At 41.7% G+C, this 25,553-nt stretch carries 23 protein-coding genes and 1 pseudogene; 13 read left to right on the top strand and 11 right to left on the bottom strand.

The window, feature by feature from the left end:
• Positions 1-30 precede the first annotated feature (30 nt).
• Genes NLP_RS33850 through NLP_RS30850 form a run of 4 tightly spaced genes read right to left on the bottom strand, consistent with a single transcriptional unit; the run spans position 31 to position 3,451 of the window.
• A complete protein-coding gene (locus NLP_RS33850; protein WP_158680616.1) occupies positions 31-240 on the bottom strand; it encodes a hypothetical protein in 210 nt (69 codons plus the stop codon).
• On the bottom strand, positions 233-958 hold the full coding sequence (locus NLP_RS30860) for a hypothetical protein (protein WP_104909643.1): 726 nt from the start codon (positions 956-958) through the stop codon (positions 233-235). The genes NLP_RS33850 and NLP_RS30860 overlap by 8 nt, the downstream gene beginning before the upstream one ends.
• A gap of 5 nt (positions 959-963) precedes the next feature.
• Entirely contained in the window at positions 964-3,090 is a 2,127-nt protein-coding gene (locus tag NLP_RS30855) for an acylase (RefSeq protein ID WP_104909642.1), read from the bottom strand.
• 49 nt (positions 3,091-3,139) lie between these two features.
• On the bottom strand, positions 3,140-3,451 hold the full coding sequence (locus NLP_RS30850; RefSeq protein WP_104909641.1) for a hypothetical protein: 312 nt from the start codon (positions 3,449-3,451) through the stop codon (positions 3,140-3,142).
• Between the two features lie 1,501 nt (positions 3,452-4,952).
• On the opposite strand from NLP_RS30850, the gene NLP_RS30845 reads away from it, so the two are divergent.
• The 3 genes from NLP_RS30845 (at position 4,953) to NLP_RS35720 (ending at position 8,204) form a co-directional block, all read left to right on the top strand.
• On the top strand, positions 4,953-6,245 hold the full coding sequence (locus NLP_RS30845) for an ATP-binding protein (protein WP_104909640.1): 1,293 nt from the start codon (positions 4,953-4,955) through the stop codon (positions 6,243-6,245).
• Complete coding sequence (locus NLP_RS30840; protein WP_104909639.1) at positions 6,235-7,998, top strand: tetratricopeptide repeat protein; 1,764 nt, start codon at positions 6,235-6,237, stop codon at positions 7,996-7,998. The genes NLP_RS30845 and NLP_RS30840 overlap by 11 nt, the downstream gene beginning before the upstream one ends.
• Positions 7,999-8,069: 71 nt before the next feature.
• The gene (locus tag NLP_RS35720) at positions 8,070-8,204 is read left to right on the top strand and encodes a hypothetical protein (RefSeq protein WP_267894901.1); all 135 of its coding nucleotides are present in this window, start codon (positions 8,070-8,072) and stop codon (positions 8,202-8,204) included.
• Between the two features lie 64 nt (positions 8,205-8,268).
• On the opposite strand, the gene NLP_RS30835 is transcribed toward NLP_RS35720, so the two are convergent.
• Together NLP_RS30835 and NLP_RS30830 are read right to left on the bottom strand one after the other, a co-directional pair.
• Positions 8,269-9,387: a PstS family phosphate ABC transporter substrate-binding protein gene (locus tag NLP_RS30835; RefSeq protein ID WP_104909638.1), complete on the bottom strand. Its 1,119-nt coding sequence runs from the start codon at positions 9,385-9,387 to the stop codon at positions 8,269-8,271.
• Positions 9,388-9,537: 150 nt separating this feature from the next.
• Positions 9,538-10,797: a serine/threonine-protein kinase gene (locus NLP_RS30830; protein ID WP_234017130.1), complete on the bottom strand. Its 1,260-nt coding sequence runs from the start codon at positions 10,795-10,797 to the stop codon at positions 9,538-9,540.
• Between NLP_RS30830 and NLP_RS33845 the strand changes: the two genes are divergently transcribed.
• Positions 10,796-10,936, top strand: a complete 141-nt coding sequence (locus NLP_RS33845) for a hypothetical protein (protein ID WP_158680614.1) — start codon at positions 10,796-10,798, stop codon at positions 10,934-10,936. The genes NLP_RS30830 and NLP_RS33845 overlap by 2 nt on opposite strands.
• A 1,109-nt stretch (positions 10,937-12,045) precedes the next feature.
• Here NLP_RS33845 and NLP_RS30825 read toward each other — a convergent pair.
• The 3 genes from NLP_RS30825 to NLP_RS30815 form a co-directional block, all read right to left on the bottom strand.
• A complete protein-coding gene (locus NLP_RS30825; protein WP_104909637.1) occupies positions 12,046-12,672 on the bottom strand; it encodes a cytochrome c oxidase subunit 3 in 627 nt (208 codons plus the stop codon).
• A gap of 153 nt (positions 12,673-12,825) precedes the next feature.
• On the bottom strand, positions 12,826-14,562 hold the full coding sequence (ctaD, locus tag NLP_RS30820) for a cytochrome c oxidase subunit I (protein ID WP_104909636.1): 1,737 nt from the start codon (positions 14,560-14,562) through the stop codon (positions 12,826-12,828).
• A 102-nt stretch (positions 14,563-14,664) separates the two neighbouring features.
• Positions 14,665-15,747 carry a cytochrome c oxidase subunit II gene (locus NLP_RS30815; protein WP_104909635.1) on the bottom strand — a complete coding sequence of 361 codons (1,083 nt, stop codon included), beginning with the start codon at positions 15,745-15,747 and terminating at the stop codon, positions 14,665-14,667.
• A gap of 404 nt (positions 15,748-16,151) precedes the next feature.
• Here NLP_RS30815 and NLP_RS30810 point away from each other — a divergent pair, with 404 nt between their 5' ends.
• The 3 genes from NLP_RS30810 (at position 16,152) to NLP_RS30800 (ending at position 18,652) form a co-directional block, all read left to right on the top strand.
• Positions 16,152-17,087 (top strand): COX15/CtaA family protein, encoded by a 936-nt coding sequence (locus NLP_RS30810; protein ID WP_104909634.1) that lies wholly within the window; start codon positions 16,152-16,154, stop codon positions 17,085-17,087.
• A gap of 246 nt (positions 17,088-17,333) precedes the next feature.
• On the top strand, positions 17,334-18,287 hold the full coding sequence (locus NLP_RS30805) for a heme o synthase (RefSeq protein WP_104909633.1): 954 nt from the start codon (positions 17,334-17,336) through the stop codon (positions 18,285-18,287).
• 143 nt (positions 18,288-18,430) lie between these two features.
• A complete protein-coding gene (locus NLP_RS30800; RefSeq protein WP_104909632.1) occupies positions 18,431-18,652 on the top strand; it encodes a type II toxin-antitoxin system HicB family antitoxin in 222 nt (73 codons plus the stop codon).
• A 66-nt stretch (positions 18,653-18,718) separates the two neighbouring features.
• Here NLP_RS30800 and NLP_RS30795 read toward each other — a convergent pair whose 3' ends face one another.
• The gene (locus tag NLP_RS30795) at positions 18,719-19,807 is read right to left on the bottom strand and encodes a pentapeptide repeat-containing protein (protein WP_104909631.1); all 1,089 of its coding nucleotides are present in this window, start codon (positions 19,805-19,807) and stop codon (positions 18,719-18,721) included.
• A 223-nt stretch (positions 19,808-20,030) separates the two neighbouring features.
• Here NLP_RS30795 and NLP_RS30790 point away from each other — a divergent pair, with 223 nt between their 5' ends.
• The 4 genes and pseudogenes from NLP_RS30790 (at position 20,031) to NLP_RS30775 (ending at position 23,380) form a co-directional block, all read left to right on the top strand.
• Positions 20,031-20,792, top strand: coding sequence for a 3'-5' exonuclease (locus NLP_RS30790; protein WP_158680612.1), 762 nt, complete (start codon positions 20,031-20,033; stop codon positions 20,790-20,792).
• Positions 20,793-21,019: 227 nt separating this feature from the next.
• Positions 21,020-21,648: pseudogene (locus tag NLP_RS30785) on the top strand (4Fe-4S domain-containing protein); the annotation flags it as partial.
• A gap of 265 nt (positions 21,649-21,913) precedes the next feature.
• Positions 21,914-23,059: a PepSY-associated TM helix domain-containing protein gene (locus NLP_RS30780; protein WP_104909629.1), complete on the top strand. Its 1,146-nt coding sequence runs from the start codon at positions 21,914-21,916 to the stop codon at positions 23,057-23,059.
• A gap of 27 nt (positions 23,060-23,086) precedes the next feature.
• Entirely contained in the window at positions 23,087-23,380 is a 294-nt protein-coding gene (locus NLP_RS30775; RefSeq protein ID WP_158680610.1) for a hypothetical protein, read from the top strand.
• A 15-nt stretch (positions 23,381-23,395) separates the two neighbouring features.
• On the opposite strand, the gene NLP_RS33840 is transcribed toward NLP_RS30775, so the two are convergent.
• Positions 23,396-23,554, bottom strand: a complete 159-nt coding sequence (locus tag NLP_RS33840; RefSeq protein WP_158680608.1) for a hypothetical protein — start codon at positions 23,552-23,554, stop codon at positions 23,396-23,398.
• Positions 23,555-23,854: 300 nt separating this feature from the next.
• Here NLP_RS33840 and NLP_RS30765 point away from each other — a divergent pair, with 300 nt between their 5' ends.
• Positions 23,855-24,319, top strand: coding sequence for a hypothetical protein (locus NLP_RS30765; RefSeq protein ID WP_104909627.1), 465 nt, complete (start codon positions 23,855-23,857; stop codon positions 24,317-24,319).
• A 303-nt stretch (positions 24,320-24,622) separates the two neighbouring features.
• Positions 24,623-25,498 carry an MBL fold metallo-hydrolase gene (locus NLP_RS30760; protein WP_104909626.1) on the top strand — a complete coding sequence of 292 codons (876 nt, stop codon included), beginning with the start codon at positions 24,623-24,625 and terminating at the stop codon, positions 25,496-25,498.
• Positions 25,499-25,553: the final 55 nt, after the last annotated feature.

The following is a 25,553-nucleotide window of genomic DNA, read 5'->3' as shown; positions in this document are numbered from 1 at the left end:
AAGCTAAAATTTATAGACAAAAGGTAGAAATTAAAGCCCCATAACCGTTTGAGCAATTGGATTATCCCAAAGTGATAAAAGAGGGATGAGTATCTGATGCAGAGGAATATCTGCTGCGCCAAATGAGACGCTGAAAATTAGACAAATCAAAAGAATTAGCAATCCCACAATTAAACCCGCAACGGGAAATGTTAGGAATGACAACAATCCTCTGGCTGGTGAGGGAACCGATCTACTCATTGTTCAAATTACTGGCTTTAAGCAGTGTAATTGTTGCTTGTGAAGATAAGCCAACACAAGCTGCTAGCTCTTCTAATGCCAAGCGATCGCGTGCGTTTGTATTCAGCATCTCCGTTGCAGCTGTAACATAGTCAGGATTCGCCAGGTGACTTAAAGTTCCTTGAGAATTCATGGTAGCAATCCGCTCAGTTTTTGCTCCCAAAAGGGCAAGCTGTTGCATTCGATAAGTGGCTATTTTCGCAGCTTGACGGGCTTGTAAGTAAGCAAGATAGTATTGGACAACGGCTACCCGTTTTTGCTGTTTAACTTCATGCCAGCGAGCTTCTCTTATCGGTAATTGCTGAATGATATTCAAAACTTTAATCGGGTCAATTGTCATTGCGATCGCAAAACTGCGCTGACTTTCAGATGCTATTTCAGGCAAGTTGTAATCGATCGTGCTTTGAGATGGTGATAATTCTACACTCAAAACATCGGTGAAAGCACTCCATCCCATAGCAGCTTTTGCCTCCTGTACCTGCGAAGACTGACGTTGGGCGATCGCAACTAACTGCTCAATAATTTTTAGATCGCGATCGCTAATTTCTGTCTGAAGAATTTGTGGTTGATAATTATTCAGCTGTTTGTTTTCTGACAACGCTGGTAAAGGCAGACTAATAAGTGCGATCGCCAGAACAATTTTCCAGCTGTACAGACAGCCTATTAATTCATAACTCATAGCTGTCAAAAAGTTTTGCGTTCCTCCAAGTGTGCTAATACTTCTGGACGAGTTCGCCAAACAGGACGCAATTGCTTCTGAGAAAACAGTGGTAGTTGGTCGGTAATATGGGGTGAACCGGGTTGAGTAGCGTTACCGTAGCTGATGAGAGCCATTGCTTTTACTGGTTGCGAAAATTCAATGGCTGCAACATAACTATCACCAGCTACGGCTTGAAAGCGTTCATCCTTAGCTGGAGCAAAATAGAGGGCACGGAATATTCCTTCATCGCCATCGCCACCATTGGCAGGTAAATCTAAGTTTCCGCTATGCACTCGAAAGACTTCACCCCAAGCAACATCTAGCTTTCCATAAGCTTTTTCGACTTTTGTTGCTGCTATTTGTAGCGCTTTCGCCGCACTTTCGGGGTCTTTTAAACCATCAGGTGTGGTGCGCGGCGAGTTCTCACTCCAAGGAATACTAAAGGTTTGCTCTTGATCCATTTCTTGCCACCAAAAAGAAAACAATACCGCGCCTCGACTATCAGCATTAGCATTCCGATCCCAAGCAGCCAAAATTTCAGCAGCACGACGGGCTAATTCATCACCATAAGTTTGAGCAGCAGGGATTAGGTCATCAAGGATGCGTTCTGCAAGTTCCATTTTGGTGGAATGTTTGTACTTAATCATGTTCTCAAAAGAAATTTTTGGATCTTCAGCCAACATTTTTGCAGAACTTTGTGCCCGAAAAGACATTTTTCCTCGTGGAGCCATATAGGCAGGGTAATCATCTGCTTTGATGGCAGGGGGGAAAGTTGTTGTCCAAGGTGCATCATTAGCATTTTGCAACCAACCGCTAGGCGGGTCAATTACACGCGGTAAATCTTTGTATGGGTGCATTTTTGTCCACAAAGTCTTAGATGTGTCGCCAGGAATTAAGCCTTCCCAGTATTTAAAGTCTCCTTGTTGACGAATCGGCACTAGACCGTTGAATAGGTGCATGATGTGTCCGGCTCGATCTGCATACATGACGGTAAACATCGGTAGTTGCAAGCGTTTCAATACTTTTTGAAATTGGTTGAAGTTTTGAGAACGTGCCATATCCCACCACTGTTCCAACACACCGGGACGGTCTGCACCGACAACCCGCAGCGCTACAGCGAACCCATCTTTTTCTTGAACGACTGCACCGTGGACGGAACTTTTAACTAATAATGGTTGTTCGACTAACGAGCCATTCTTTTGCTTGACCTTTAACAAAAACTTTGATGTTGTAAAAGGACGGACTTTGCCATCAAAAAGATAACCATTATCAGCCAATTTCAACTTGTATACATCCCAACCATCAAGGGTATTGACGGTATGAGTCCAACCCAAATGATCGTTAAAGGCGATCGCTAAAACTGGAATTCCCACTAAGGCTGCTCCAGAAGCATTCATCCCTGGCGCAGTAATTTGTGCTTCATACCAGACAAATAAATCCGACCATAACAAGTGGGGATTTGCCAACAACATCGCTTTTCCACTGGCAGAATGTTTGGGTGCGATCGCCCAACCGTTAGAACCAGCTTTCGATTGAGTATGAGTAATATTTGCTGCTTGTTCTTGATTGACAATAAAAGTAAAATCCAGCACTCTTTGCAAATGTGCCAACACATCTTCTGGCTTGATAGGTAATACTATTTTTACTTCATCATTAATTAAATCAGGATGTGCTTTAGCATACGCATTTATCCCAGTGGCAAAGGCATTTATATAACTACGAAAAGCTGGACTTTGTGCCTGATACCAAGAACTAGCACGATTGGGCACTCCCATCGTCAGTACCCATTTATCAGATTCTAAATACTCTTCTCCCCAGTATTCAGCTGCTTTTCCCCTAGCTTGACCATAGAGGTGCAACAGCAAGTTAGCATGACTCTGCATCTGTGCCCAACCAAACGCCTGGAAAGCACTTGGAGCATCTTTACCGTATATATGCGGTATGCCGTAAGTATCCCATAATATTTCTGTAGTTCTGGGTGCAGTCGCAAAACTGTTATTTGCCAAAACGACAACTAAAATAGCACTGAGGATAAAAGCTAAAAATCTAAATAATTTTCTTTTCAGTCTTAGCTGGTCAAATTGCCACAAATACACCCTAACATTCAACATGATGGTTTGATTAAATTAATTTGACTCGGAAAAATTTAGTGCTTTTGGTCTATATTCCGTAACAAACCGACATTAAATCCAAATACACCCACCAGCAACATACATAAAGCAGATAGAACGTAACTTTATTAACGTTATCAATGCGTTGCACAAGCAATTGTGCCGCTCCGGTAGAGTGAGATTTATGACTAGATAATTCGGCTGTCTGTGTTCCTGCATGGGCTGGTTGTACTAAGCTGCTAATTACCGCTGATGCTAATGCCACCGAACGTATCTCACTCATTAACCCACCCTTCATTCTTGTTTCTCCTTGAACTGAACCTGTAATTAACAGGCTTTTAAGTAAAGGCTTTAGTTGCATATTGATACTCATTCTCACAGTCTGTGAAAAATGTCATCCCCTCAGATTAATGACGCGATTTATTATCAATAATGCTTGACACTAGCTCTAGAAATCTTCAAAAGCTATCTGCGACTAATTTGCATTTAACTCTAGTGCTATTAGGAGACATTATCATAAAGGTTACACATGAGCAAGCTATCAAAACTTCTAAATTTTATAAATCTGACTAGCGTTATGTGAAAAATCTTTATAAATAAGTCTTTTCAAGATATCGCTACAGTAGAAATCAAGTTAAGTTTACCTAATTTACACTTTGTAATCTATCTGTTGATATATTTTATAAAAATTATTTTGAGCAAAAGATAATAATAGTTTTTAATTAAAATTTGCTTGCTATCTTAGCTAAGTTGCTTTGGAGCCTTAATTAATTGCAAAGTAAAAGCAATAATATTCTAAATAGAACGCGGTTAGAGTTTGTCATTCTTTTGGCAAAGGCTGCAACGGCTTGATATTCCAGAATTCTTTGTGCATCAGGATTTTGAAAGTACAATGACTCAATATGTCAATAGACCTCTTGCAAAAATCCTTGAATCACCCCTCCCCAACCCAGGGCTGTTTCATTCCCTAAAAGGTGTAAAATGACAAGCGTCGAGGGGATGAAAACAATGGGTGCAAATCTGATTGAACAACTACGGCAAGTAAAAGATTTTCGAGTCAAAGATGGGCAAAGACATGGGTAACGCCCCTGCAAATCTATCGGTACTCCGAACGTAGGCGTAGCCCGCCTTCGGCATCGCACTCAATATTTGGCGCCGAAATGGTTATTCTTCCATCACCTCAGCCCAGAGATTTACCTCTAATGATATTGACAAACGCTTATCCTTTGTGGAATGAAACAGCCCTGCCTTCTTAAGGGGGAAACAAGAAATCCAGTTCCCTCCCCAATGCATCGGGGAGGGTTAGGGTGGGGTAAAACAGCACGGCGTAAATAAAGCAACTATTTCAAATCGTTCAAAAGCCTGTCTTCTAAGCTTTTTGACTTTTGACTTTTGAATGCATGACTTCCGCCTTGCGTCTTGCGGTACTAGGTATATTTGCAAAAATGAGATACCCGCCTAGTAAACCAATACTAACAACAGCTACCCATCGCATCGGCTAGAGGGGGATGAGACGAAGCACACTAAAAATTTATTTTTATAAGTGAAAATTTTATTTTATTTATGTGTTAAGTAACTTTTAGGATGTTATCTGTATAATCTATCATTCAGTCTGAATTATCGAGTGTATAATCTATCATTCAGTCTTATTGATTATTGACCTCTGTTACTTATTGATAGGTTGAAATTTGGGGATTAGGGCATCTCTTTTTAAGACATAACATACCACTCACCTAGTAGTTATTTATTAACGGAATTTGAGAAGTTATGTAGGCATACTCTATCCTAGACATTACCTAAACTTCTACTTGAAAAATCATGAGCCATTATATGGATAGTTAGCACCTTTACAGCACTATCCAATGTCTCAAGACTTATTAAACTCCTTTCAAGAAGCATACAGCAATCTCGAACTGTTTCCGTTGATGGAATGGAACGAAATGGAAAGATTTCGAGTCGAATATGGTGATGATTTGATTGCAGACCTGAACCAATTAGTGGAAGATAGTCCTAATGGAGATGGCAAAATTGTCTTTACAGGACATCGAGGATGTGGTAAGTCTACTTTGTTAGCTGAGTTTAGCCGACAAATTCAAGATAAATATTTTGTAGTTCTCTTTTCTATTGCTGACAAAATTGAAATGTCGGCTGTTAATCATATTAATATACTGTTTGCGATCGCAGTTAATTTAATGACAGAAGCAGAAGCACGCAAAGTTGATATTCCGCAATCTACTAAAGAAGCTCTTTATAAGTGGTTTGCTACCCGCACTCGCACTGAAGAATCAAATTTGCAAACAGAAGCTAGTATAGGTTTTGACCTCTTAAAACTGATTAGTTCTAAATTAAAAGCTGATGCTAGCGTTCGGGATGAAATTAAGCAAGAGTTTGAACGTAAGTTATCAGATTTAGTTGCCAGAATTAACGAAATAGCTGCTTTAATTCAAGCTGCAACTAAACAAAACGTTTTAGTAATTATTGATGATTTAGACAAACTAGACTTAGGCAGAGTTAATGAGATTTATCGAGATAACATTAAAGCTCTTTGTCAACCTAATTTTCAAATTATCTACACTATCCCGATCGCAGTCCTTCGGGAAACATTTATCAGCACAATAATTGCCACTGAAACCAACGATCAAGTTGTGGCAATGCCTGTCTTAAAAATCTTTGAGAAAGGTAAAAATCGCTTCCCTAACGCTGAACCTCGCCCAGAAGCAACAAAGATTCTCGGTGAAGTTTTAGAAAAGCGAATTCCCAGTGAATTAATTACAGCAGAAACGGCTGAAAAAATTGTGATTTACAGTGGTGGCGTATTGCGAGAGTTAATTCGGATTTCTAAGGAATGTTGCCGTATATGTTTGCGAACGATCCGGCGAAATCCTTCAGCCAAAGTTATTATTGATGATAAAATTCTCCTGCAAGCAATCAATAAAATTCGCAATGATTTTTCCATACGCTTAGGAAAGGTTGATATCGATATTTTGCAGAGTGTGTATGAACAATTTATGCCCAACGATCCCAAACAAGCAGAGTTTTTAGATTTGTTACATGGGCTGTATGTTCTAGAATATCGCACTGATGAAACTTGGTATGATGTTCATCCTATTATTATCGAAAGCTTGAAAAGACAGGGAGCCATTAATGTTAAATGAAGAATTATTAGATGATGAAGGAGAAAATCAAGATGCGTATGATGATTTAATTGTTTCTATTGAAGCTCAAAAGCGGGGATTAAATTTGCTGATTGCGGTTTGCGATGATGCTAGCTTTCGTGATGAGATTATTGCCCAGTATGAAGCCGAACTACAACCCGCTTCCCGTCCATATCGAGTGACTTTACCACGTCAGGAACCAAGCCTAAAAGCTGCCCTTAATCAACTTGTACAACAAGAAGAATATCTTCGTCAGCAGAACCCGGCGGTAATCACTGTGACGGGTGCTGAACAACTTTATTTTCTCAGATTAGGAAATGAGCAATCGGAACAGGAGAAATTTTTTGGTTACTTACAGTGGACAAGGGAAGGATTGCGTGAGTTTCCTTTTGCGATCGTGCTTTGGGTAACTAACCAAATTTTAGTCAACCTAATTAAAAAAGCCCCTGATTTTTGGAGTTGGCGCAACGGTGTATTTCGGTTTGAATCTAAAAAGACGAATTCTATTCCTGGTAAAGAACTAGAACATATACGCTTTGTTTTTAGAGACACAGAATTAGCCAGCACAGATACTAATGAAGATAACTCTTTTTTCTTGCCCATCCAAGATTTACAAGGGTTAATTGAGAAGGTAGAACAAGAACGGGGAACTAAAGATCCTACTTTGGCTACGTTATATTCAAGATTGGGTGATATTTACCACAGCAGATTAGATCGGGGTGAATCTCAAAATTATCAAGAAGAACAGGAATTAGCAATTAAATATTGGCGTCAGGCGAGTGAGCTACAAAATGAATTAGGTTTGCAGATAGACTTAGCTAATAGCCTCAACAATTTAGCAGGAATATATCGTGCAACGGGACACTACAGCGAAGCCGAACCCTTATATAAACAAGCTTTAGAACTGAGGAAACGCCTGTTAGGAGAAAATCATCCTGCTTTTGCAATTAGCCTGAATAATTTGGCTGGACTCTACAAATCTACTGGACAATATAGTAAAGCAGAACTCTTATATCAAGAAGCTTTAGAACTGAGGAAGCGTTTGTGGGGAGAACACCATGCCGATGTCGCCGCCAGTCTGAACAATTTGGCATTACTATATGATGAACAAGGACGTTATGACGAAGCAGAACCTTTATATTTGCAATCATTAGAACTCGAAAAACGTCTGGTTGGTGAAAATCATCTTTCTTTCGCTCTGATACTGAATAATTTAGCGCTACTTTATTATCATCAAGGACGTTACAGTGAAGCCGAACCCTTGTCGCAACAAGCAATAGAATTAGATAAGCGATTTTTGGGAGAAGAAAATCCTGATGTTGCAACAGATTTGCACAATTTAGGTTTAATATACCGCGCTCAAGGACGTTACAGTGAAGCCGAGTCTTTGTTTTTGGAATCATTGGAACTCAAGCAGCGTGTATTACAAAAAGCGCATCCGCTTTTAGCAGATACGATCTACGCTTTGGGTTATATGTACAGGGAGCAGGGGCGTTACAATGAAGCGGAACCCTTATGTATAAGAGCTTTAGAACTTGATAAGCACCTATTGGGAGAAAATCATCCCAATGTTGCCGAAAGTCTGAATAATCTGGCAGAAATTTATCGTGAAACTGGACGTTACGGTGAAGCAGAACCGCTATATTTGCAAGCTTTAGATATTTGCGAACGAGTCTGGGGTGTTGAGCATCTTCGTAGTGTGGCTGTGCGGGAAAATTTAGAAAAACTGGCGGCGGCTATGGGGAAAAGTTAAGAATAAATCACGCAGAGATGCACAGACAAGGAGTAAATAATTGGATGTCAAAAATATGAGATGTTCTCGATTTGGTTAGCGATCGCATTTTTCTCAAGCCAGATTTATACTATAATAATCGCGTTATCAGAAATCGGCTCGTCAGCCATTGGAGTTTAAGAATAAATGCGATTGCACCTTTATTTGGAACAGAGCGATCGCTCTAAATCCCCGACTTTTTAAACAAGTCGGGGATTGGTAGGAAGCTTGCTCAATTATCCTTCAAATCTACTAGCGAACTCTAACAAAACCAGCTTGCTCAATTGCTCTTTGCCCTTGGTCAGTTAATAAAAGATTGGCATAAGCATTTCCAATCTGCTGTTCTGAACCTTTATTCTGCTTAATAATCACAAACAAATTAGCAATCATCGGATAGCTGCCATTTTTGATCGCCTGAGTATTTAGCTGGTTGCGCTGACGCGGACATTGCTCAGGCGAAACCATCGGCTCCCGATAGGGGGTAATTAGCTGACCAGAAGTCTGACCCAATGGCAAAGCCTTCACGCTACATTGAAAGACTACCGAACGGGCAGAAGCGTAATACACACCACCAGGGGTTTTACTGAGTTGGCGCACTGCATCTGTAGCAGAGTAGACATACTGCACATTCGAGCCAAATGCTTGCCCCTTTAAGTCGCTGTTATTAGGGAATATTACTGTATCTGCGTCCTCTGGACGTTGGGAAAAAGCTGTAATGGGTAGATTTGGCCCACCGACTTGATTCCAGTTAGTAATTTTCCCCAAATAAATTTGCTGCAATTGTTCGACAGTTAAACCAGGCACATTGAGTGATGGATTGACTACCACTGCTATCCCATCTCTACCCACCTGACGTTGCTCAAGGGTGAAGCCTCGCTCTTTTGCCGTAGCTTGTTCTTCATCTGTGAGGGGACGGGAGGACTGAGCAAAGTCTAGTTTCCCATCAAGCAACATCCGAATGCCGGAGCTAGAACCAGGGCTACCATTAACAGGGTTTACGTAGCGTAATTGTAGTTCTGGGCGATCGCTCTGGATCTGAGAATCTACCAATTGCCGGATTGATGCCCATGCTGTACTACCTCCGTAATTGAATGAGGCAGGGGGAACATCAGCAACTGTCTGAAAAGTTGATCCATTATTATTAGAGACATTATTAGAGATATTATTAGAGACATTATTAGAGACGCTCTTGACATTTTGAGCAGAGGAAGGGTTAACACTGTTGCGGGACGACAATAAATTTGGCTTCAAGAACCACCAAAGTAATCCGCCAATAACCATAAGTGTGAGAACTTTACCAATAATCAAACCTCTGAGAAAGAGGGAGATTTCGCTGTTAATTAAAGCTTTTCTTTGATTTGTATTGTCCATATTTTTAAATATTGTTTCATTGTATTTATCTTACAGGAATATCTAAGTATTTATCCTACAGTCATCTTAAAATATTTAGATTAAAAATAAATCTGTAATAGCTAGTTAATAGGCAGTTATTATGATTGTTGCTAGATGATTAACTCTTTCTCATTGAGATGAAATTTGCTCTTTGGTAGTTTCTGCAATGGTGCAATTGCTTTGACAGATTCTTCTGTTTGGTGTTGATTTAGCTAGTAGACTATTTGTATTAATTAACGGTAACTCAACAAATCTTTCTAGAAAACTCTTTAGTGGAGTAGGTTGGTTTGGAAGCGATGTCCCTGTATTAATAAAGGTGTAGATTAAAACTATTACTATCAAACTAGTGGTTGCACCAAGACCGATGCCCAGCAGCAAAATAAAGTTTCTATAAGTTAGCAAATAGGTATCATCAGCCTTGTGGTTGATGTCAGCAGATTGTGAAGACTCTGACAACGCTACATCATTAAGGGCTTGTAAAGCTTCTGTGGCAGACTGATAACGCTGGCTGTAGCGATCGCGAACCATTGTATCTAAAATATTTGCCAGACTATCACTTACCTGTGCTTTATCGCGCCAGATAACTTCTCCAGTACTGGGATCTTCTGGTAGTTGCTCAGGTATTAAACCTGTTAAAGCTTGAATGCCAATCATCCCTACAGCATAAATATCGCTGCAAAGTTTTGGCTTTCCCTTAGCCTGTTCGCTTGGCATATAGCCAGGGGTTCCAACAGCAATTGTTAAGCCTGCTCCCAAAGCACCAATTTTCTTAATACTCCCAAAGTCAATTAGCACAATCTTCCGATCTGAAGACCGTCGCATTAAGTTTTGAGGTTTTATATCTCGGTGAATAATATCGTGTTCGTGGACGAAAGCCAGTACTTCTAAAATGTCTTTTAATAAATTTAAAACTGTATTCTTGTTAAGAGGCTGACCTGGGACAATTTCTTGAGTCAAGGCATGACCGTCAATAAATTCCTGAACTAAATAAAAATCCCCATCTTCATCAAAATGGGCAAACAGTCTCGGAATTTGATCGTGGTCGTTGCCTAGCTGGTATAAAACTTCCGCTTCTCGAGCGAATAGCTTTTTAGCAATGGGTAGAACAGCAGGGCTGGAATCTTTTGGGTGAAAATGTTTGACGACACAATGGGGTTGTCCTGGTAAATCCAAGTCAATAGCCAAGTAAGTATCACCAGAACCTCCACTTCCTAAGTGTTTGATAATCTCAAAGCGATTCCGAAGTGTTTTTCTATTGAAAGAGTATCGATTTCTGTTACGTATAGCACCCCCTAATAAGTAAGTATTATCAGATTCTCTGCTTTCCATCACTTTGACAGTTTCAAAGCGACTTCGGAGTGTTTTTCTGACTAGAGGGTTCTGGCTCATGTGGCGTGTACTACTTCTTAATTTACTGACCATTCAGAGCTTGGGTGAGGTTATGAATAACTGCTTGCTGGTAGATTTGCTGGTATTTGCGGCAGTTAGCCATCGGGCAACCTATGCTTTAGATGAGTTGGATGCTTAGTTGCTTGATTGCTTAATTTAATACCTTTATACGTATCTTGATACAAAATTAATTTATGAAATACTTTTGTAATTTTATCACTTAAGTAAATTTAACACTAGTCTACAGTATTTAAACTGGGGGCGGAAAATAATATTCACGAATCAGGATATTTACTTATTTATTTTAACTGTTAAGTCTGATTACTGACAAAACCTTGAATAGTAAAATTTAAAGGCAAAAGGCACAAATACCCTGACAGTTTCGCCACAATTTTTTTACCAGATTTTAGTCATTACCAACCGCGATCGGGTTGTCAGATCAATGTGAGTTCGACGAAAAAATTAAAAAAGAGAGGATAAGTTTTTGAGGTAGATACTGAGTGATAGTTTTTGAGGTAAATTAAGTGTAACTTTTTAATCACTCACACATTTAACGATCTCGATATACTCATAATTCTGGCAAATCTGTAATGCGTATTCGCTTCCATGAAATACCACAACCAACACCTGATACCAATTGTTAAAAAAGATTCCGTCCCTACCCTACCCTTAGCAAGGCGAGAGTGCAGGTTGGGTTATCTGTCGTAAACATTTTTTGAATTGATACAAGCCACTTAAATGAGAAAGCAAAATGGCGAATTACAATGCTTGCAATCTCTCGAATAACTTTAAGTTCCCACTTTTCTGAGTAGAAGAAATATTAGGACTGCATTTCCTTAAGTTAAATCCGCATAAATTTGCGAACTTTCTTTATTTATTGGTTTACTTAGTCCTTAAGATATCAATTTACAGTATATTAACTGCTTATTCAATACTTCCTCCAAAACATCCTACTTTTCCGACTTTTCCCACCTTTTACTTCAATTGCATATATATCACTTGCAACAACTCAGTTGCATCTAGCAAAAGTAATAGTGGGAATAGTCTAAACTTGCTTTTATATATTTTTTATTTAACTTTTTTAGGCAAACGATAAATATGCGTTATCCATGATCCTTGTAGAGACGTAGCACTGCTACGTCTCTACAATCTTTTTCACTGATATTTTTATTCTGTTAATTAAAAAAGCCCCCACCAAGGGGGCTTATTAAGTTGTCCGCGTGGATTAAACAACTAGTTAATTAATACTCACAGTAGATACAGTAATCCGAACAAAATAATCCAAATCACGTCAACAAAGTGCCAGTAGATTTCGGCTGCTTCAATACCAAAGTGCTTTTCGTTACTGTAGTGACCCGGAAGGCGCGATCGCCACAACACAGCAACAATTGCCAAAACGCCGATAGTAACGTGCAATCCGTGGAAACCAGTCAAAACGTAGAATGCACTGGCAAATAAATTGGTAGTTAAACCAAATTCTAAATGGGTATATTCATATACTTGACCCACCAAGAAGATAGCACCCATTGCAGCGGTAATTGCTAACCAAATCTGGGCACCCCGCGCATCGTTCTTTTTGATCGCAGTATCGGCATTGTGCATGACAAAACTACTAGAAATTAGATTGATGGTGTTGACTCCAGGTAGCAATAGTTCTAACTCTGGGGTACCTGCTGGCGGCCATGCCGGTAAGGTAGCACGAAAAGCCAAATAGGCTCCGAATAGTCCCATGAAAATCATCCCTTCAGCAATCAGGAAGACAATTAGCCCAAACATACGATGATCTGGATGTTCTTCGTGATGACCGACGGACGCTTCCGCCGCGTGGTGATGATTCAGTTCGGTTTTAGCTGGGTCAATAGTTTGACTTTGCATGAATTTTGATAAGTGGGGAATTGGGAATGGGGAATGGGGAGTGGGGGGTGGGAGTTAGGAGTACAGACGCGATTAATCGCGTCTGTACAGGAGTTAGGAATTGTCATAACTCATCATTCATAACTTATAACTCTTCACTCCTAACTCATAACTCTATTTCCGGTCTTCGGGATTGGCGGCAACCGCTGGGTCGGGTTCTGCTCTTAATACTGAGTTTGGCCCACCAGATAAGAGAGGATTGGGATCGGATAAAGGTACATCTTCATTAGAATTTTCCAAACCGTAGTCGTAGGGGCCTGTAGCCAGTACTGGGGTTTGATCAAAATTCTCGATCGCAGGTGGTGATGTCGTCATCCACTCTAAGGTCAATGCTCTCCAGGGATTATTACCAGCTTTTTCGCCGTATAACCAACTCCAAATGGCATTGATGATGAAGGGAAATGTCGAAACTGCCAGTATGTAAGCGCCATAAGTGCAGATTTCGTTGAGAAAGGTAAATTTGGGGTCATACTGGGCGATGCGGCGGTTCATGCCCATTAATCCCAGCTTGTGCATTGGTAAAAAGGTCATATTTAGACCCACAATTGTTAAGGCAAAGTGAACCTTACCCCAAAATTCGTTTACCATCCGTCCCGTCATTTTCGGGAACCAGTGGTAAATCGCCGCATAAATGCCGAGAACGCTACCACCAAATAAGACATAGTGCAGGTGGGCCACCACAAAATAAGTGTCATGAACGTGAATATCAAAGGGCACTGCTGCCAACATCACGCCACTGATCCCGCCAATCACAAAGGTGCCAACAAAGCCGATGGCAAATAGCATGGCACTGTTAAGCCGGATTTTCCCACCCCACATGGTTGCTAACCAGCTGAAAATTTTAATTCCCGTGGGTACGGCAATGATCATCGTGGTGATCATAAAGAACATCCGCAACCAACCGGGGATACCACTGGTAAACATGTGGTGCGCCCAAACAATTAGCCCCAAAAAGCTAATGGCAAGAGACGAATAAGCGATCGCTTTATAGCCAAAAATCGGCTTGCGGGAATGCACCGGAATAATTTCTGAAATTGCCCCAAAAAAGGGCAAAATCATGATGTAAACTGCTGGGTGGGAGTAAAACCAGAACATGTGCTGATACACAACTGGGTCGCCACCCCCAGTTGGGTTAAAAAATGTCGTTCCTGCCAATAAGTCAAAAGCCAGCAGAATTAGACCTGCTGCTAACACTGGCGTAGATACCAAAGTCAGCGCCGAGGTAGCAAACATCGCCCAGCAGAATAAGGGCATTTGGTGAACCCCCATACCAGGGATACGCATCTTGAGCAATGTAACCAGGAAATTGATTGCCCCTAAAATCGATGACGTACCTAGTAGGAGAACGCTCATAATCCAAATTCCCTCACCTACTTGACCTGTTACCAAGCTCAGGGGAGGGTAGGAAGTCCAACCCGCATCCGGTGCATCGCCTACCACTAAACTAGCGATCAACAATAAACCCGCAGGGGGAATCATCCAAAAGGCAACAGCATTCAAGCGTGGAAATGCCATATCCTTTGCCCCAATCATCAAAGGAATGAGGAAGTTAGCAAAACCCGCACCAGCTGGCACGATCCACAAGAAGATCATGATCGTGGCGTGCAGCGTAAATAAGCTGTTGTAGACTTCAGGGGTGACGAAATCGACTTCTGGGGTTCGCAGTTCTGTACGAACCAAGTCAGCCATCACCCCACCGATACAGTAAAAAATGAATGTAGTGACTAGGTATTGAATCCCAATCACCTTATGGTCGGTGTTGAAACTAAAATAGTCTTGCCATTTTCTGATCCCTGGCTCCTCAAGAAGAGCAGGGGCGTTGGCAGTTTCTTGCACTTGAGCTTGGGTCATTTGTCATTTGTCCTTTGTCATTTGTCCTTTGTCACTTGTCCTTTGTCACTTGTCCTTTGTATGAGTACTAATGATCAGTGACTAATGACTAATGACCAATGACTATTTGTGAACTTGATGAAGGATTTCTGGCTGAATTCCCATGTCCTTGGTGTAAGGAGCAAGAAATTCATTTGGGGATAGATTCGCAGGGTTAACAGCAACGGCTTGATTTAGTGTTTCTTTGCTGGCAACTAGTTGTTCTTGCACCCATTTATCAAAGGCTTCTTCTGGCTCAACGACTACTGTTGCTCTCATCGCACCGTGGTAGGGGCCACAAAGTTCAGCACAGATTAGGGTATAATCGCCTGCTTTTTTGGGGGTGAAGCGAATCTCGCTTTGCCTACCAGGGATCGCATCTTGTTTCAGGCGGAACTCTGGCACCCAAAAGGCGTGGATAACATCGTTGGCTGTCATATTGATTTCCACTTCTCGCCCGATGGGTACGTGCATTTCACCTGTAGTTATACCAGTTTCAGGATAGGTGAAAATCCAGGCATATTGTAGACCTGTGACGTTGACCTGTAATCCTGCTGGTTTGCCTGCTTTATCAGGAGTTCCCCCAATTGTCGGAGCAACACTACCGACACCAGGAGCATTCCGCAGTTGGGGAATTTGGTCAGCATTACGAACTTCTGCGGTAGCTGGGTCTTGCATTGCCTCATCAGATTTTTCTTGATTGAGGTTGGGTTCGGTGCTAGGAGGAGTATCGTTTAAAGTTGCTGCCATAGCACTTCCAGGCATTGCCATCGACTCCTGATTCATCGGCGCTTGATGGATAGCATGGGGATCAAAGCCACCGATTTCGTTGTAGACATCAAAGCTGTAAACAGAAATACCGATAACGATAATTGCTGGGATCGCCGTCCAGAGAATTTCTAAAGGTACATTGCCCTCAACTGGTGGGCCGTCTTCATTGTCACCTGCACGCCGACGGTATTTAAATGCAGAGTAAATTAAAACACCTTCTACGAGGAGGAATATACCTGTAGAAATGACCATCATCGCGTTGAACAGATTATCTACCAAGACGGCTTCATCTGTGGCTGCTGCTGGCAACAGTCCGTGATTTTGACCGTACCAAAGGCTGGCGAGCGTTAGCACGATGCCAATGAGTAATGTCCAGATTGAACTTGGAATCTTCACGGCTTACTTAATTGAATTTACTACGTTATCTTAAAGCTGCTCACTTACTAAGGTAGTCTAGGCTAGAAGGCATGGAGTCCAAAGGTCTGAAATTTTTATTAATTTTTTTGGCTATTTCATTAATTTTGAGTATGAGTTTACTATCATACAACGCCAAAAATAGATGTGAATCAGTGAAAAAATTTAAGGAAAAATTTAGAATGTTTAAATTAATTGTGATTAATCAATTTTTGACATCTTGAAAAATACCTAAAGCTTCAGGCAAAACCTTTCTAGAGTGATTCAAAGTATAAGTGAGTGCTAATCTATAAAACCTTAACCTATACGCTAGGGTGAAGATAGGACGCTAAAAGAAAATTGAAGATTTTAAGAGATCCACCAAGAGCGGGCAGAAGGTATCGTTCATGAGCGAATTTGTCCTACAACAACAAAATGAAGCGGCTCTTCAGCAGCAAAAGCCCAAGGAAATGATTCGGCGCTTGGTGTGGAAAATGTGCATAGCCACCTTAATTTTGATGGCAATAGGCAGTGCCACCCGCGTGATGAATGCTGGGCTTGCTTGCCCAGACTGGCCCTTATGCTATGGCGAACTCGTGCCAGCCAAGCAAATGAATCTCCAAGTGTTTTTGGAGTGGTTTCACAGATTGGATGCGGCTTTAATTGGTTTAAGCGCGATCGCACTTTTCGGTTTGTCCTGGTGGCGTCGTCGTTTCTTACCCTCTTGGCTGCCTTGGGCATCTACATTCGCCCTATTTCTAATCGTCTTCCAAGGTATCTTAGGGGGACTCACCGTTACCGAACTGTTGCGGTTTGATATTGTTACTGCCCATTTAGGAACGGCGCTGTTGTTTTTTACTACTCTCCTGATTATCGGCACAGCACTCACACCCTATCAGGGGAATGGAACCGTTGGTAAGTTGCCTTGGGTCGGTTTAACTGCTGCTGTTCTAGTTTACCTGCAAAGTTTGCTAGGTGCTTTGGTAGGCTCTCGCTGGGCGCTACACCAATGCCTCGGCGGTTCTCAACTTTGTACTGTAATGTACAGCCATATTGCTGGTTTGGTGCCGCCAACAGTGGCAACCTTGGCAATGGTATTGATCTGTTGGTGGACACCAGCACTACATCCAGCCTTGCGGCGACTGGCAAATATGGCTGGTGCTTTGTTGACATTACAAATCTTGTTGGGATTTGCCACTTTCAAATTACACCTCCAAGTCGAGCCTCTCACAGTCTCTCATCAAGCTATAGGAGCTACTTTGCTAGGTACTTTGGTGGTTTTCACAGTTCTCGCACTGCGTGACTCAGTGAGTGCTAATTCACAAATGCTAAGTGCTGAGTAGGAAATGGGGCATTGGGCATTGGGCACAAGAAGAAGAGGGGAAAAACTTACTGCAACTTCTCCTCTGCTCCCCTGCTCCCCTGCTTCCCTACCCCCTGCCCCCACTCCCCACTAAACGACGAAAGCCGCAACGGCGAGTATTGCGACCCACGCAGGTGCAGAAAATCTGTGTTTTCGTTTGCCTGAAAGAGCCACCTTGAGCGGGGGCTGCATATAAGTTGTTGAAAAATAAGGAACCAGAGCCAAAATGATTGAGACTAATGTCTCTCGCCACCACCAAACATTTTTACAGGTAATTCAAAGTTACTACCAGCTAACGAAGCCTCGGATTATTCCGTTGCTTTTAATTACCACGGCTGGGAGTATGTGGATTGCTGCTAAGGGAGAAGTAGACCCATTGCTGTTGCTAGTAACTCTCACTGGTGGCACTTTGGCTGCTGCAAGCGCTCAGACGATTAACTGTGTGTATGACCGGGATATTGATTATGACATGGAGCGGACGCGCCACCGTCCGATACCTTCGGGTAAGGTGCAGCCACGCGATGCTCTAATTTTTGCGATCGCACTGGCGACGATTTCCTTTACACTCCTGGCAGTATTTGCCAACCTGTTAGCCGCCTTGCTAGCCTTCTCTGGTATCGTCTTTTATATTTTGGTCTATACCCATTGGCTTAAACGCCACAGCACCCAGAATATCGTTGTTGGTGGGGCCGCTGGGGCAATTCCGGCGTTAGTGGGTTGGGCTGCTGTCACGGGTACATTAAGCTGGTCAGCATGGCTGATTTTTGCGATCGTCTTTTTATGGACACCGCCCCATTTTTGGGCGTTAGCTCTGATGATTAAAGATGACTACGCAAAAGTTGGGATACCAATGTTACCTGTGATTGAAGGTACTACGGCAACCGTGAAGCAGATTTGGTACTATACCCTGCTTACCGTAGTTGCAACCGTGTTATTGGTTTATCCCTTGGGAGCAAGTGGAATTCTTTATGCTGCGATCGCCCTAATTCTGGGAGGATTATTTATCCACAAATCTTGGCGGTTGTTGCAAAATCCAGAGGATCGCACTGTAGCTAAAGAGTTGTTTCTCTTTTCCATCTCCTACATGATGCTGTTGTGTCTGGGGATGGTAGTGGATAGCCTTCCCGTTACCCATAATCTAATTAATGCAGCGATCAATCAGTTGCATTTTATTGCTTAGGGGATGCAAAATTTAGCGATCGCGTTGGGAAAGTGGCGCGATCGCATTTTCAGAAATTAAAAAATATACATAATAATTAGAGTTTGGCGGATTTGCGATTAAAAGTAAAATTTAAGTCATAGGCAAATTGATCAAAAAGCTAAATGTTGACAAATTACATTCGTACAGCATTACACAAAGCAACCTACGATTTGCTTGAGGATGGAACTTTTTATAGCGAAATTCCAGAATGTCAAGGAGTTTGGGTAAACGCTGCAACACTAGAAGCTTGTCGGGAAGATTTGCAAGATGCTCTTGAAGAATGGATTATTTTAGGATTCCGTTTGGGTCATACTCTACCGATACTTGATGGTGAAGTTACCTAATCCTTGTAAGGCTATCAAAAATAAATATCCTTGTTCTCGCAGTGCAACCCAATTTAAGGTTAAAAGCTAAAAATTTTCAAGGAATCTGTCTTCTTCGCTGCTCAAAGATTGATATAATTTGCCATTAGGCATGATTGCTCCCTTCAAGCTAGCACCGTCCAAATTAGCATTGGTTAGATTAGCAATCCGTAAACTGACACCAGTCAAGTTAGCACCCGTCAAGTTAGCATCCGTCAAGTTAGCACCCGTCAAGTTAGCACCCGTTAAGTCAGCACCCGTTAAGTCAGCACCCGTTAAGTCAGCACCCGTTAAGTCAGCATCAGTCAAGTTGATACATCTCAGGTTGCTAGTACTCAGATCAGCTTTTCCTAGTCTGGCTTTACTGAAGTTAGCATTACTCAGATCAGCGTTAACTAAACAAGCTGTTTCTAAGTTGGCGTCAGCGATATCGGTATCAATCAGTTTTGTCTCACGCAGGTCTGCAAACTTGAGATTCGCTTTTCTGGCTTTGGCATTTGTCAAGTTTGCTCCTCTCAAGTTGACTCTAACCATTTCTGCATTATCTAAATTTGCTTCTTTTAAAACAGCCCTACTTAGGTTTGCCCACCCAAGCTCTGCATTTTGGAGATAAACTTGGCTGAGGTCTGCTTCAGTCAGTTCCGCACAAAACAGATTCGCAGACACTAGTTTTGCAAAAAGGAGCTTTGCCTCTCTGAGTGTTGCTTTTTTTAAGTTTACTCCTTCAAGATCAGCTCTTCTTAGGTCAGTCTGATCTAAGTTGGTTTTACTCAAGTCTGCCTGACATAGGTTTGCTCCTGTTAGATTTGCTCCTGTTAGATTTGCTCCTGTCAAGTTTACCTGACTTAAAATAGCCCCGCCTAAGTCTACACCAGAAAAATCCCTTTTTCCTGCATCATATCGCTTTATAAGCTCATCCTCTTTCATTCCTTCAGCTTGCATAATAAACAAATCACCCAAGTCACAGCCAAAGTAGTTACACAAAACTTCAGCAGTGTTGCAGTCAATTCGATCAAACTCTTCTTTATAAAGCCTCCCAATAGCATTGACGCTAATACCAGTGTTTTTAGCTAATTGGTACTGGGATAAATGCCGTTTTTCCATAAAGTCTTTTAACTTACAGCTAATCTTTCTCATAAATGCTCTTTAAGATTTAATTACGAGGTATGCATTAGCTTACACTAGCAAACTGTATTAGCGCTACAGTATACTACGGTAAAAATAATATAGTCGTTATTATTGACAAAGTAATACGGACAAAGTAACGTGTATATATTCGGCAACAAAATTGCCAAAAAAAATGCCCTCAAGCTTTCAACTTGGTAGGCATGTTTTCAATTATTTATTTCGTACTCCTATTATGACGCAAAATACCTTCGTTTCATCCAATGCTCAATTTCCTACACCCGATCAGGTTCTAATCCTTGATACAGAAACCACAGACTTAGACGTTAAGACAGGGCAGGTTATAGAGCTAGGAGCTATTCTGTATTCGGTGAAACATCAAACCACCATTAAACAATATTCAGCTCTTCTCCCAGCACAGAATAATCCGGCAGAGCATATAAACAGGATTAAGCCAGCACCGTTAATGGAAATAACAGAAGAACAAGTAGCTGAAAGTGTGTGGATGATAACTGAGATGGCAAAGAAGGCGCAAGTTATTGTGGCACACAATGCTGAGTTTGATCAGAAGTGGTTTGGTTCTTCAAATAATGGGAAGAGTCTACTACCTGTTTTATTGAACTCTAAAAATGAACCACTTCGTTGGGTTTGTACCTGTACTGAATTTGAATGGCCTCGTCAAATCCGATCTGGTCAATCTCTTATTGAATTAGCAGCAGCACATGATATTGGTATTTTTGGAAATCATAGGGCATTAACAGACTGTCAATTGATCGCATATCTTTTTGATCGGATGGAGAACCTGAATGCCATGTTTAAAATGGCGTTAAGACCCAAAGCTTGGTTTAAAGCTCTTGTAACCTATGACAATAGGGAACTTGCAAAAAAGGCAGGTTTTAAATGGATTCCTGAACTTAAGAGTTGGGTGAGGAAAATGGCTGTGGATGATACCAAAGAACTTCCTTTTATGGTAAACCAAATTGAATTTTATCAGTAATCTAGACGAAGTTCATTTATTTCCTGAAATAAAGCGATTGCGCCTATGTTATCCCAGCCGTTGGCCAGAGGTGCAATCAATCTTTAACTTTAAGTCCAGATAGGCTGTCTTTTTTAAGATAGCCTATATCTAACCTTCAGGAGTCTACAGTTTAAGTCAACTTTTGCTAGCGTAATTATATAGAATTTATCGCTCCCCAGTAAGCGCTTGGAAGCAAAAGGATTAATATGGCTCATTTAAATCAGTGTCGCTCCCAAAATGTTAACGGCGATTTTTATGTAGACACTACCTGTATTGATTGTGATACCTGTCGCTGGATGACTGCTGAAGTGTTTTATCGTGTTGATGAACAGTCAGCGGTTTATCATCAACCAATGAATGATGCAGAAAGATTCGCAGCACTTTAAGCACTTTTGGCATGTCCTACTAATTCTATTGGCACAGTTAAAAACCAAAAGATATCACAGTTGCTCAACAACAGTTTCCAATATTAGCAGGAGAAAATATTTACCACTGCGGCTATCATTCTGAAAAATCTTATGGTGCTGCTAGCTATTTAATTCAACTTCCAGAAGGGAACATTTTGGTGGATTCTCCCCGCTTTACGCCGTCTTTAGTTAAGCGTTTAGAAGAACTGGGATCAATTCGTTATATGTACCTAACTCATAAGGATGATGTGGCAGATCGTCAAAAGTTTGCCGAGCATTTTCAGTGCGATCGCATCCTCCACATTGATGATATTACTGCGGCTACTCGCAATGTATAAATACAGATAACTGGTTTTGAACCACTTGCCTTGACTCCAGATTTATTAATTATCCCAGTTCCCGGTCACACCAAAGGACAAACTGTTTTAGGGACTTCCAGAAATTAAATTATTCAATTTTGTGAGCGAAGACGATCGTTAGATTCTTCCTCCCCTGCTTCCCCTGCTCACCAAAGTGATGGGTATTTTTTTAGTTGGAAGTCCCTTGCTGCTCCGTCACAAGGGTACAGGATTGAGTTGTTGACAATGCGTAAGTTCTGATAGAATTAATTCTCATTTAGCTTTAAATTATCACAATCTGGTTTGCTAGCTCTGTGACAAGGGCACAGGATTAAGTTTTTGAGAAGGGTCTACCATGAATGCAAGAACGATTCGCAATACTGCATTTCACCTGCATCGCTGGCTCGGTTTAATCGGTGGCACTCTACTCTGCATCGCTGGATTGACGGGCAGTGTACTGGTTTTCTGGCACGAAATCGATGGCATTGTTCTAGCACAACGGTTTGGTCGCATCATCCCCGCTAAAGAGCGAGTTTCAATTCACGCGATCGCAGACACTGTGAAAACTGCCTACGCCTCCAAAGGCTTGACTATTGGCGGTGTCAGCTTGCCAGAACACATCGATCAACCTTACCAGGTGTGGTTGAATGATGCAGCCGATCGCGTTTGGTATGTGTTTGTGAACCCATACACAGGGCAAGTAATGGGCGATCGCCAGTGGGAAACCAGTTGGATTGGCAGCATTTATAGCCTGCATTACAAACTCTTAGCAGGCGATATAGGCCAATGGATCATGGGTATTGTTGCCCTTCTAACTCTGATCCTTAGCATCACGGGTATCATCCTCTGGCCCGGTTGGCGCAAATTGATTGCTGGATTCAAAATCAAATGGCAGAAGGCTCATATCAAACGCACGAATTTTGATATTCACAAAGTAGCAGGTATTATCACCGCCGTCTTTCTTGGCTTCATTGGCTTCACCGGTTTTGCCTGGAACATTCCTCAAGCAAAGGTGACTGATATCATTTATGCTGCAACCCTGACACCAAAACCCGCAGAGCCAGTTTCTAAACCGATTTCTCTTCAGCAACCCTTGGCGATCAAAGACCTGCTACAACGAGCCGATACCGCCGTTCCCAATGCTACTACTACCTACGTTTCTTTTGCTAATAAACAGGAAGAACCATTTCGGGTGGGCAAAAAGCAGGCTCAAGAAACAGGTCAATATGGGAGAACGCAAGTCTATCTCGATCAATTCACAGGCAAGGTGATTCAGATTAATGATGGCGTTAAACCCTCGCGTGCCGAAGCCATTTTGAATCAGTTTGGCTCTGTGCATTTTGGCACCTTCGGTGGACGGCTGACGCAGGTTTTGTATGTGTTTGTGGGTCTGGCTCCTACCGTGCTGATGGTGACAGGTGTTGTGATGTGGTGGTATCGCCGTCGGGTGAAAGTGGGCACTCAACGAGAGGTCAACGTGGCAGCTGAGGTGATGCTTTAGATGTCATAACACAGTGTCCGCCATTCTTTGCTCAAGGCTACTGGCGTATATATTCAGCTGCGGGATGGGTTAAAAATCTCGCTCGGCAATATACGAATGTGCGATCGCTTTCAAACGGATTACCCTGAAGGAAAAGTAGGCGGAGTAGAGTATCATTTTCACTTCTCTGGAGAGCATCAGGATCGCTATCATTTCTCTGGAAACTATCAGGAGCAGGTGCGACCCCAAAAGAATGGTGCTATGGGTATTCCTGCTGAAGGGAGTGTCTTAACCAATCTGAATGGCAAAATCCCGCGCAATCGTAACACAAATGAGCCATAAGATAAGTAGGTCAACCTAATTAAATGTAAAACGCTCAACTTGATACTGTCGGTGGTTAGCTCGGTTATTTATACCATTAATAATAGCGATCGCTAATTCATATTCATCCTCAAAAACTTGACCAGCAAGCTCGTCACGCCTGAGATGCAACCATTCATCTTCAATCCGATTCATTTGGGGACTATTCCGATCCTGCAATTAGGCAAAGAGCCGATTACCGATTTGATTGAGGACGCTTCAATCCATCATGATCGCTATCTCTATGCCAACCCGTAAGATTTGTCTCGATACCAGCTATCTTCTAACACTCGAACTGGCAAACGATCAAAATCATTAGGCAGCACAAGGCCATTGGCAGCAAGTAATTACTACTTCACCAGCATGGTTTTCAAAAGGAGCCAAAATAGTCTATTTGTCTTTTGTTACCATGATAAATGAGGGCAAGAAGCCTGACAATTGCATGGGTCAACTAACATGACACCTGAACGTGAACTAAGAGTCGAAATCGCAAGAAACATCATTGATGAATGTGAAGTTCTGTTTAGCGCCCAAGCGTGGAAGTTCTATCAGCACTCTGGTCGGGGTTATCTGTATCTTCACAAAGTCGTAAATATCCAGCATTCCGGTGGCAACGACTTTTCAATCACAGAAAGTCCATCTGCGATCGGGAGCAAGGTTCATTATGTGGCGCAAAGAAGTGAACCCTGGAAGATGATGATGCTCTCGCAAGCGGCGAAACAACAGCCGATCGAATATGCTGAGTTGTTTAATGTGATTGACACCTATAAGCCCAAGGAAGAGTATGTGGTAATAGTGGGATTTAATTACGGCTCTGATGCCTCAGAAAACTGGTTTTTAAGACGACCAGAATTGCCACCAATGAAAGCCTATACGGCGGTTCGCCATCGTCCGCAGGAATTTGGAGTAGATTCGCTCTAAGCGCGAAACAACTATTCAATATTCCCAAAACTAAATATCAACTTTCTTCCTTCTCCACCTCAAAAAGTAGGAAATGCTCTTTCTAGTGCATGAATATTAAAAGTAGTTGATTGTTTAGGATGCTCTTTAAGCAGATGGTGTCTATGTTAAGTTTTTCATTTTCTGCTTACTGGGTTTCACGAGTCTTTATATTTTTGAGCAGATTTACTTCTAATAGTGTCTACAGTCTCAAGTTACTTTTGCTAGCGTAGGGATATAAGGTTTATCGCTCCCCAGCAAGCACCTGGAAGCAAAAGGATTAATATGGCTCATTTAAATCAACGTCGCTCCCAAAATGTCAACGGCGATTTTTATGTAGATACTACCTGTATTGATTGTGATACCTGTCGCTGGATGACTCCTGAAGTATTTTCTCGTGTCGATGAACAGTCGGTGGTTTATCATCAACCTACGAATAATACAGAAAGATTAGCAGCCCTTGAAGCACTTTTAGCTTGTCCTACTAGTTCTATTGGTACAGTTGAGAAACCAAAAGATATCAAAGTTGCTCAAGAAAAGTTTCCAATATTAGTAGCAGAAAATATTTACCATTGCGGCTATCATTCCGAAAAATCTTATGGTGCTGCTAGCTATTTAATTCAACTTCCAGAAGGTAATATTTTAGTGGATTCTCCCCGCTTTACGCCGCCTTTAGTCAAGCGTTTAGAGGAACTGGGACCAATTCGTTATATGTACCTAACTCATAAGGATGATGTCGCAGATCATCAAAAGTTTGCTGAACATTTTCAGTGCGATCGCATCCTTCACATTGATGATATTACTGCGGATACTCGCAACGTAGAAATACAGCTAACTAGTTTTGAACCATTAGCCTTGACTCCAGATTTATTAATTATCCCAGTTCCCGGTCACACCAAAGGACAAACTGTTTTACTCTACAAAAATAAGTTTCTGTTCACTGGCGATCATCTCGCTTGGTCAGAAAGCTTGCACCAACTGGCTGCATTCCGCGATTTCTGCTGGTATTCTTGGTCAGAACAGACTAAATCAATGCGTAACTTGGCTAATTACTCTTTTGAGTGGGTACTACCAGGTCATGGGCGAAGGTTTCATGCTGATAGGGAAACCATGCACCAGCAGATGCACAAGTGTATTGAGCTGATGGAATCTTTGAATTGACATTAAATAACTGACTTTTCAGGTCATGTCGAAAAGCCCAGGAAAACGTAACCCC

The organism is Nostoc sp. 'Lobaria pulmonaria (5183) cyanobiont' (assembly GCF_002949795.1).
GTDB lineage: Bacteria > Cyanobacteriota > Cyanobacteriia > Cyanobacteriales > Nostocaceae > Nostoc.
Note: the sequence above shows the minus strand (reverse complement) of the source record. Positions and strands in the feature narration are given on the sequence as shown.

Excerpts from the sequence above, each read along its gene's own strand:
- NLP_RS33850 (WP_158680616.1), bottom strand. The coding sequence starts at position 240 with ATGAGTAGATCGGTTCCCTCACCAGCCAGAGGATTGTTGTCATTCCTA.
- NLP_RS30860 (WP_104909643.1), bottom strand. The coding sequence starts at position 958 with ATGAGTTATGAATTAATAGGCTGTCTGTACAGCTGGAAAATTGTTCTG.
- NLP_RS30855 (WP_104909642.1), bottom strand. The coding sequence starts at position 3,090 with ATGTTGAATGTTAGGGTGTATTTGTGGCAATTTGACCAGCTAAGACTG.
- NLP_RS30850 (WP_104909641.1), bottom strand. The coding sequence starts at position 3,451 with ATGCAACTAAAGCCTTTACTTAAAAGCCTGTTAATTACAGGTTCAGTT.
- NLP_RS30845 (WP_104909640.1), top strand. The coding sequence starts at position 4,953 with ATGTCTCAAGACTTATTAAACTCCTTTCAAGAAGCATACAGCAATCTC.
- NLP_RS30840 (WP_104909639.1), top strand. The coding sequence starts at position 6,235 with ATGTTAAATGAAGAATTATTAGATGATGAAGGAGAAAATCAAGATGCG.
- NLP_RS30835 (WP_104909638.1), bottom strand. The coding sequence starts at position 9,387 with ATGGACAATACAAATCAAAGAAAAGCTTTAATTAACAGCGAAATCTCC.
- NLP_RS33845 (WP_158680614.1), top strand. The coding sequence starts at position 10,796 with ATGTGGCGTGTACTACTTCTTAATTTACTGACCATTCAGAGCTTGGGT.
- NLP_RS30830 (WP_234017130.1), bottom strand. The coding sequence starts at position 10,797 with ATGAGCCAGAACCCTCTAGTCAGAAAAACACTCCGAAGTCGCTTTGAA.
- NLP_RS30825 (WP_104909637.1), bottom strand. The coding sequence starts at position 12,672 with ATGCAAAGTCAAACTATTGACCCAGCTAAAACCGAACTGAATCATCAC.
- ctaD (WP_104909636.1), bottom strand. The coding sequence starts at position 14,562 with ATGACCCAAGCTCAAGTGCAAGAAACTGCCAACGCCCCTGCTCTTCTT.
- NLP_RS30810 (WP_104909634.1), top strand. The coding sequence starts at position 16,152 with ATGAGCGAATTTGTCCTACAACAACAAAATGAAGCGGCTCTTCAGCAG.
- NLP_RS30805 (WP_104909633.1), top strand. The coding sequence starts at position 17,334 with ATGATTGAGACTAATGTCTCTCGCCACCACCAAACATTTTTACAGGTA.
- NLP_RS30800 (WP_104909632.1), top strand. The coding sequence starts at position 18,431 with ATGTTGACAAATTACATTCGTACAGCATTACACAAAGCAACCTACGAT.
- NLP_RS30795 (WP_104909631.1), bottom strand. The coding sequence starts at position 19,807 with ATGAGAAAGATTAGCTGTAAGTTAAAAGACTTTATGGAAAAACGGCAT.
- NLP_RS30790 (WP_158680612.1), top strand. The coding sequence starts at position 20,031 with ATGACGCAAAATACCTTCGTTTCATCCAATGCTCAATTTCCTACACCC.
- NLP_RS30780 (WP_104909629.1), top strand. The coding sequence starts at position 21,914 with ATGAATGCAAGAACGATTCGCAATACTGCATTTCACCTGCATCGCTGG.
- NLP_RS33840 (WP_158680608.1), bottom strand. The coding sequence starts at position 23,554 with ATGAATCGGATTGAAGATGAATGGTTGCATCTCAGGCGTGACGAGCTT.
- NLP_RS30765 (WP_104909627.1), top strand. The coding sequence starts at position 23,855 with ATGACACCTGAACGTGAACTAAGAGTCGAAATCGCAAGAAACATCATT.
- NLP_RS30760 (WP_104909626.1), top strand. The coding sequence starts at position 24,623 with ATGGCTCATTTAAATCAACGTCGCTCCCAAAATGTCAACGGCGATTTT.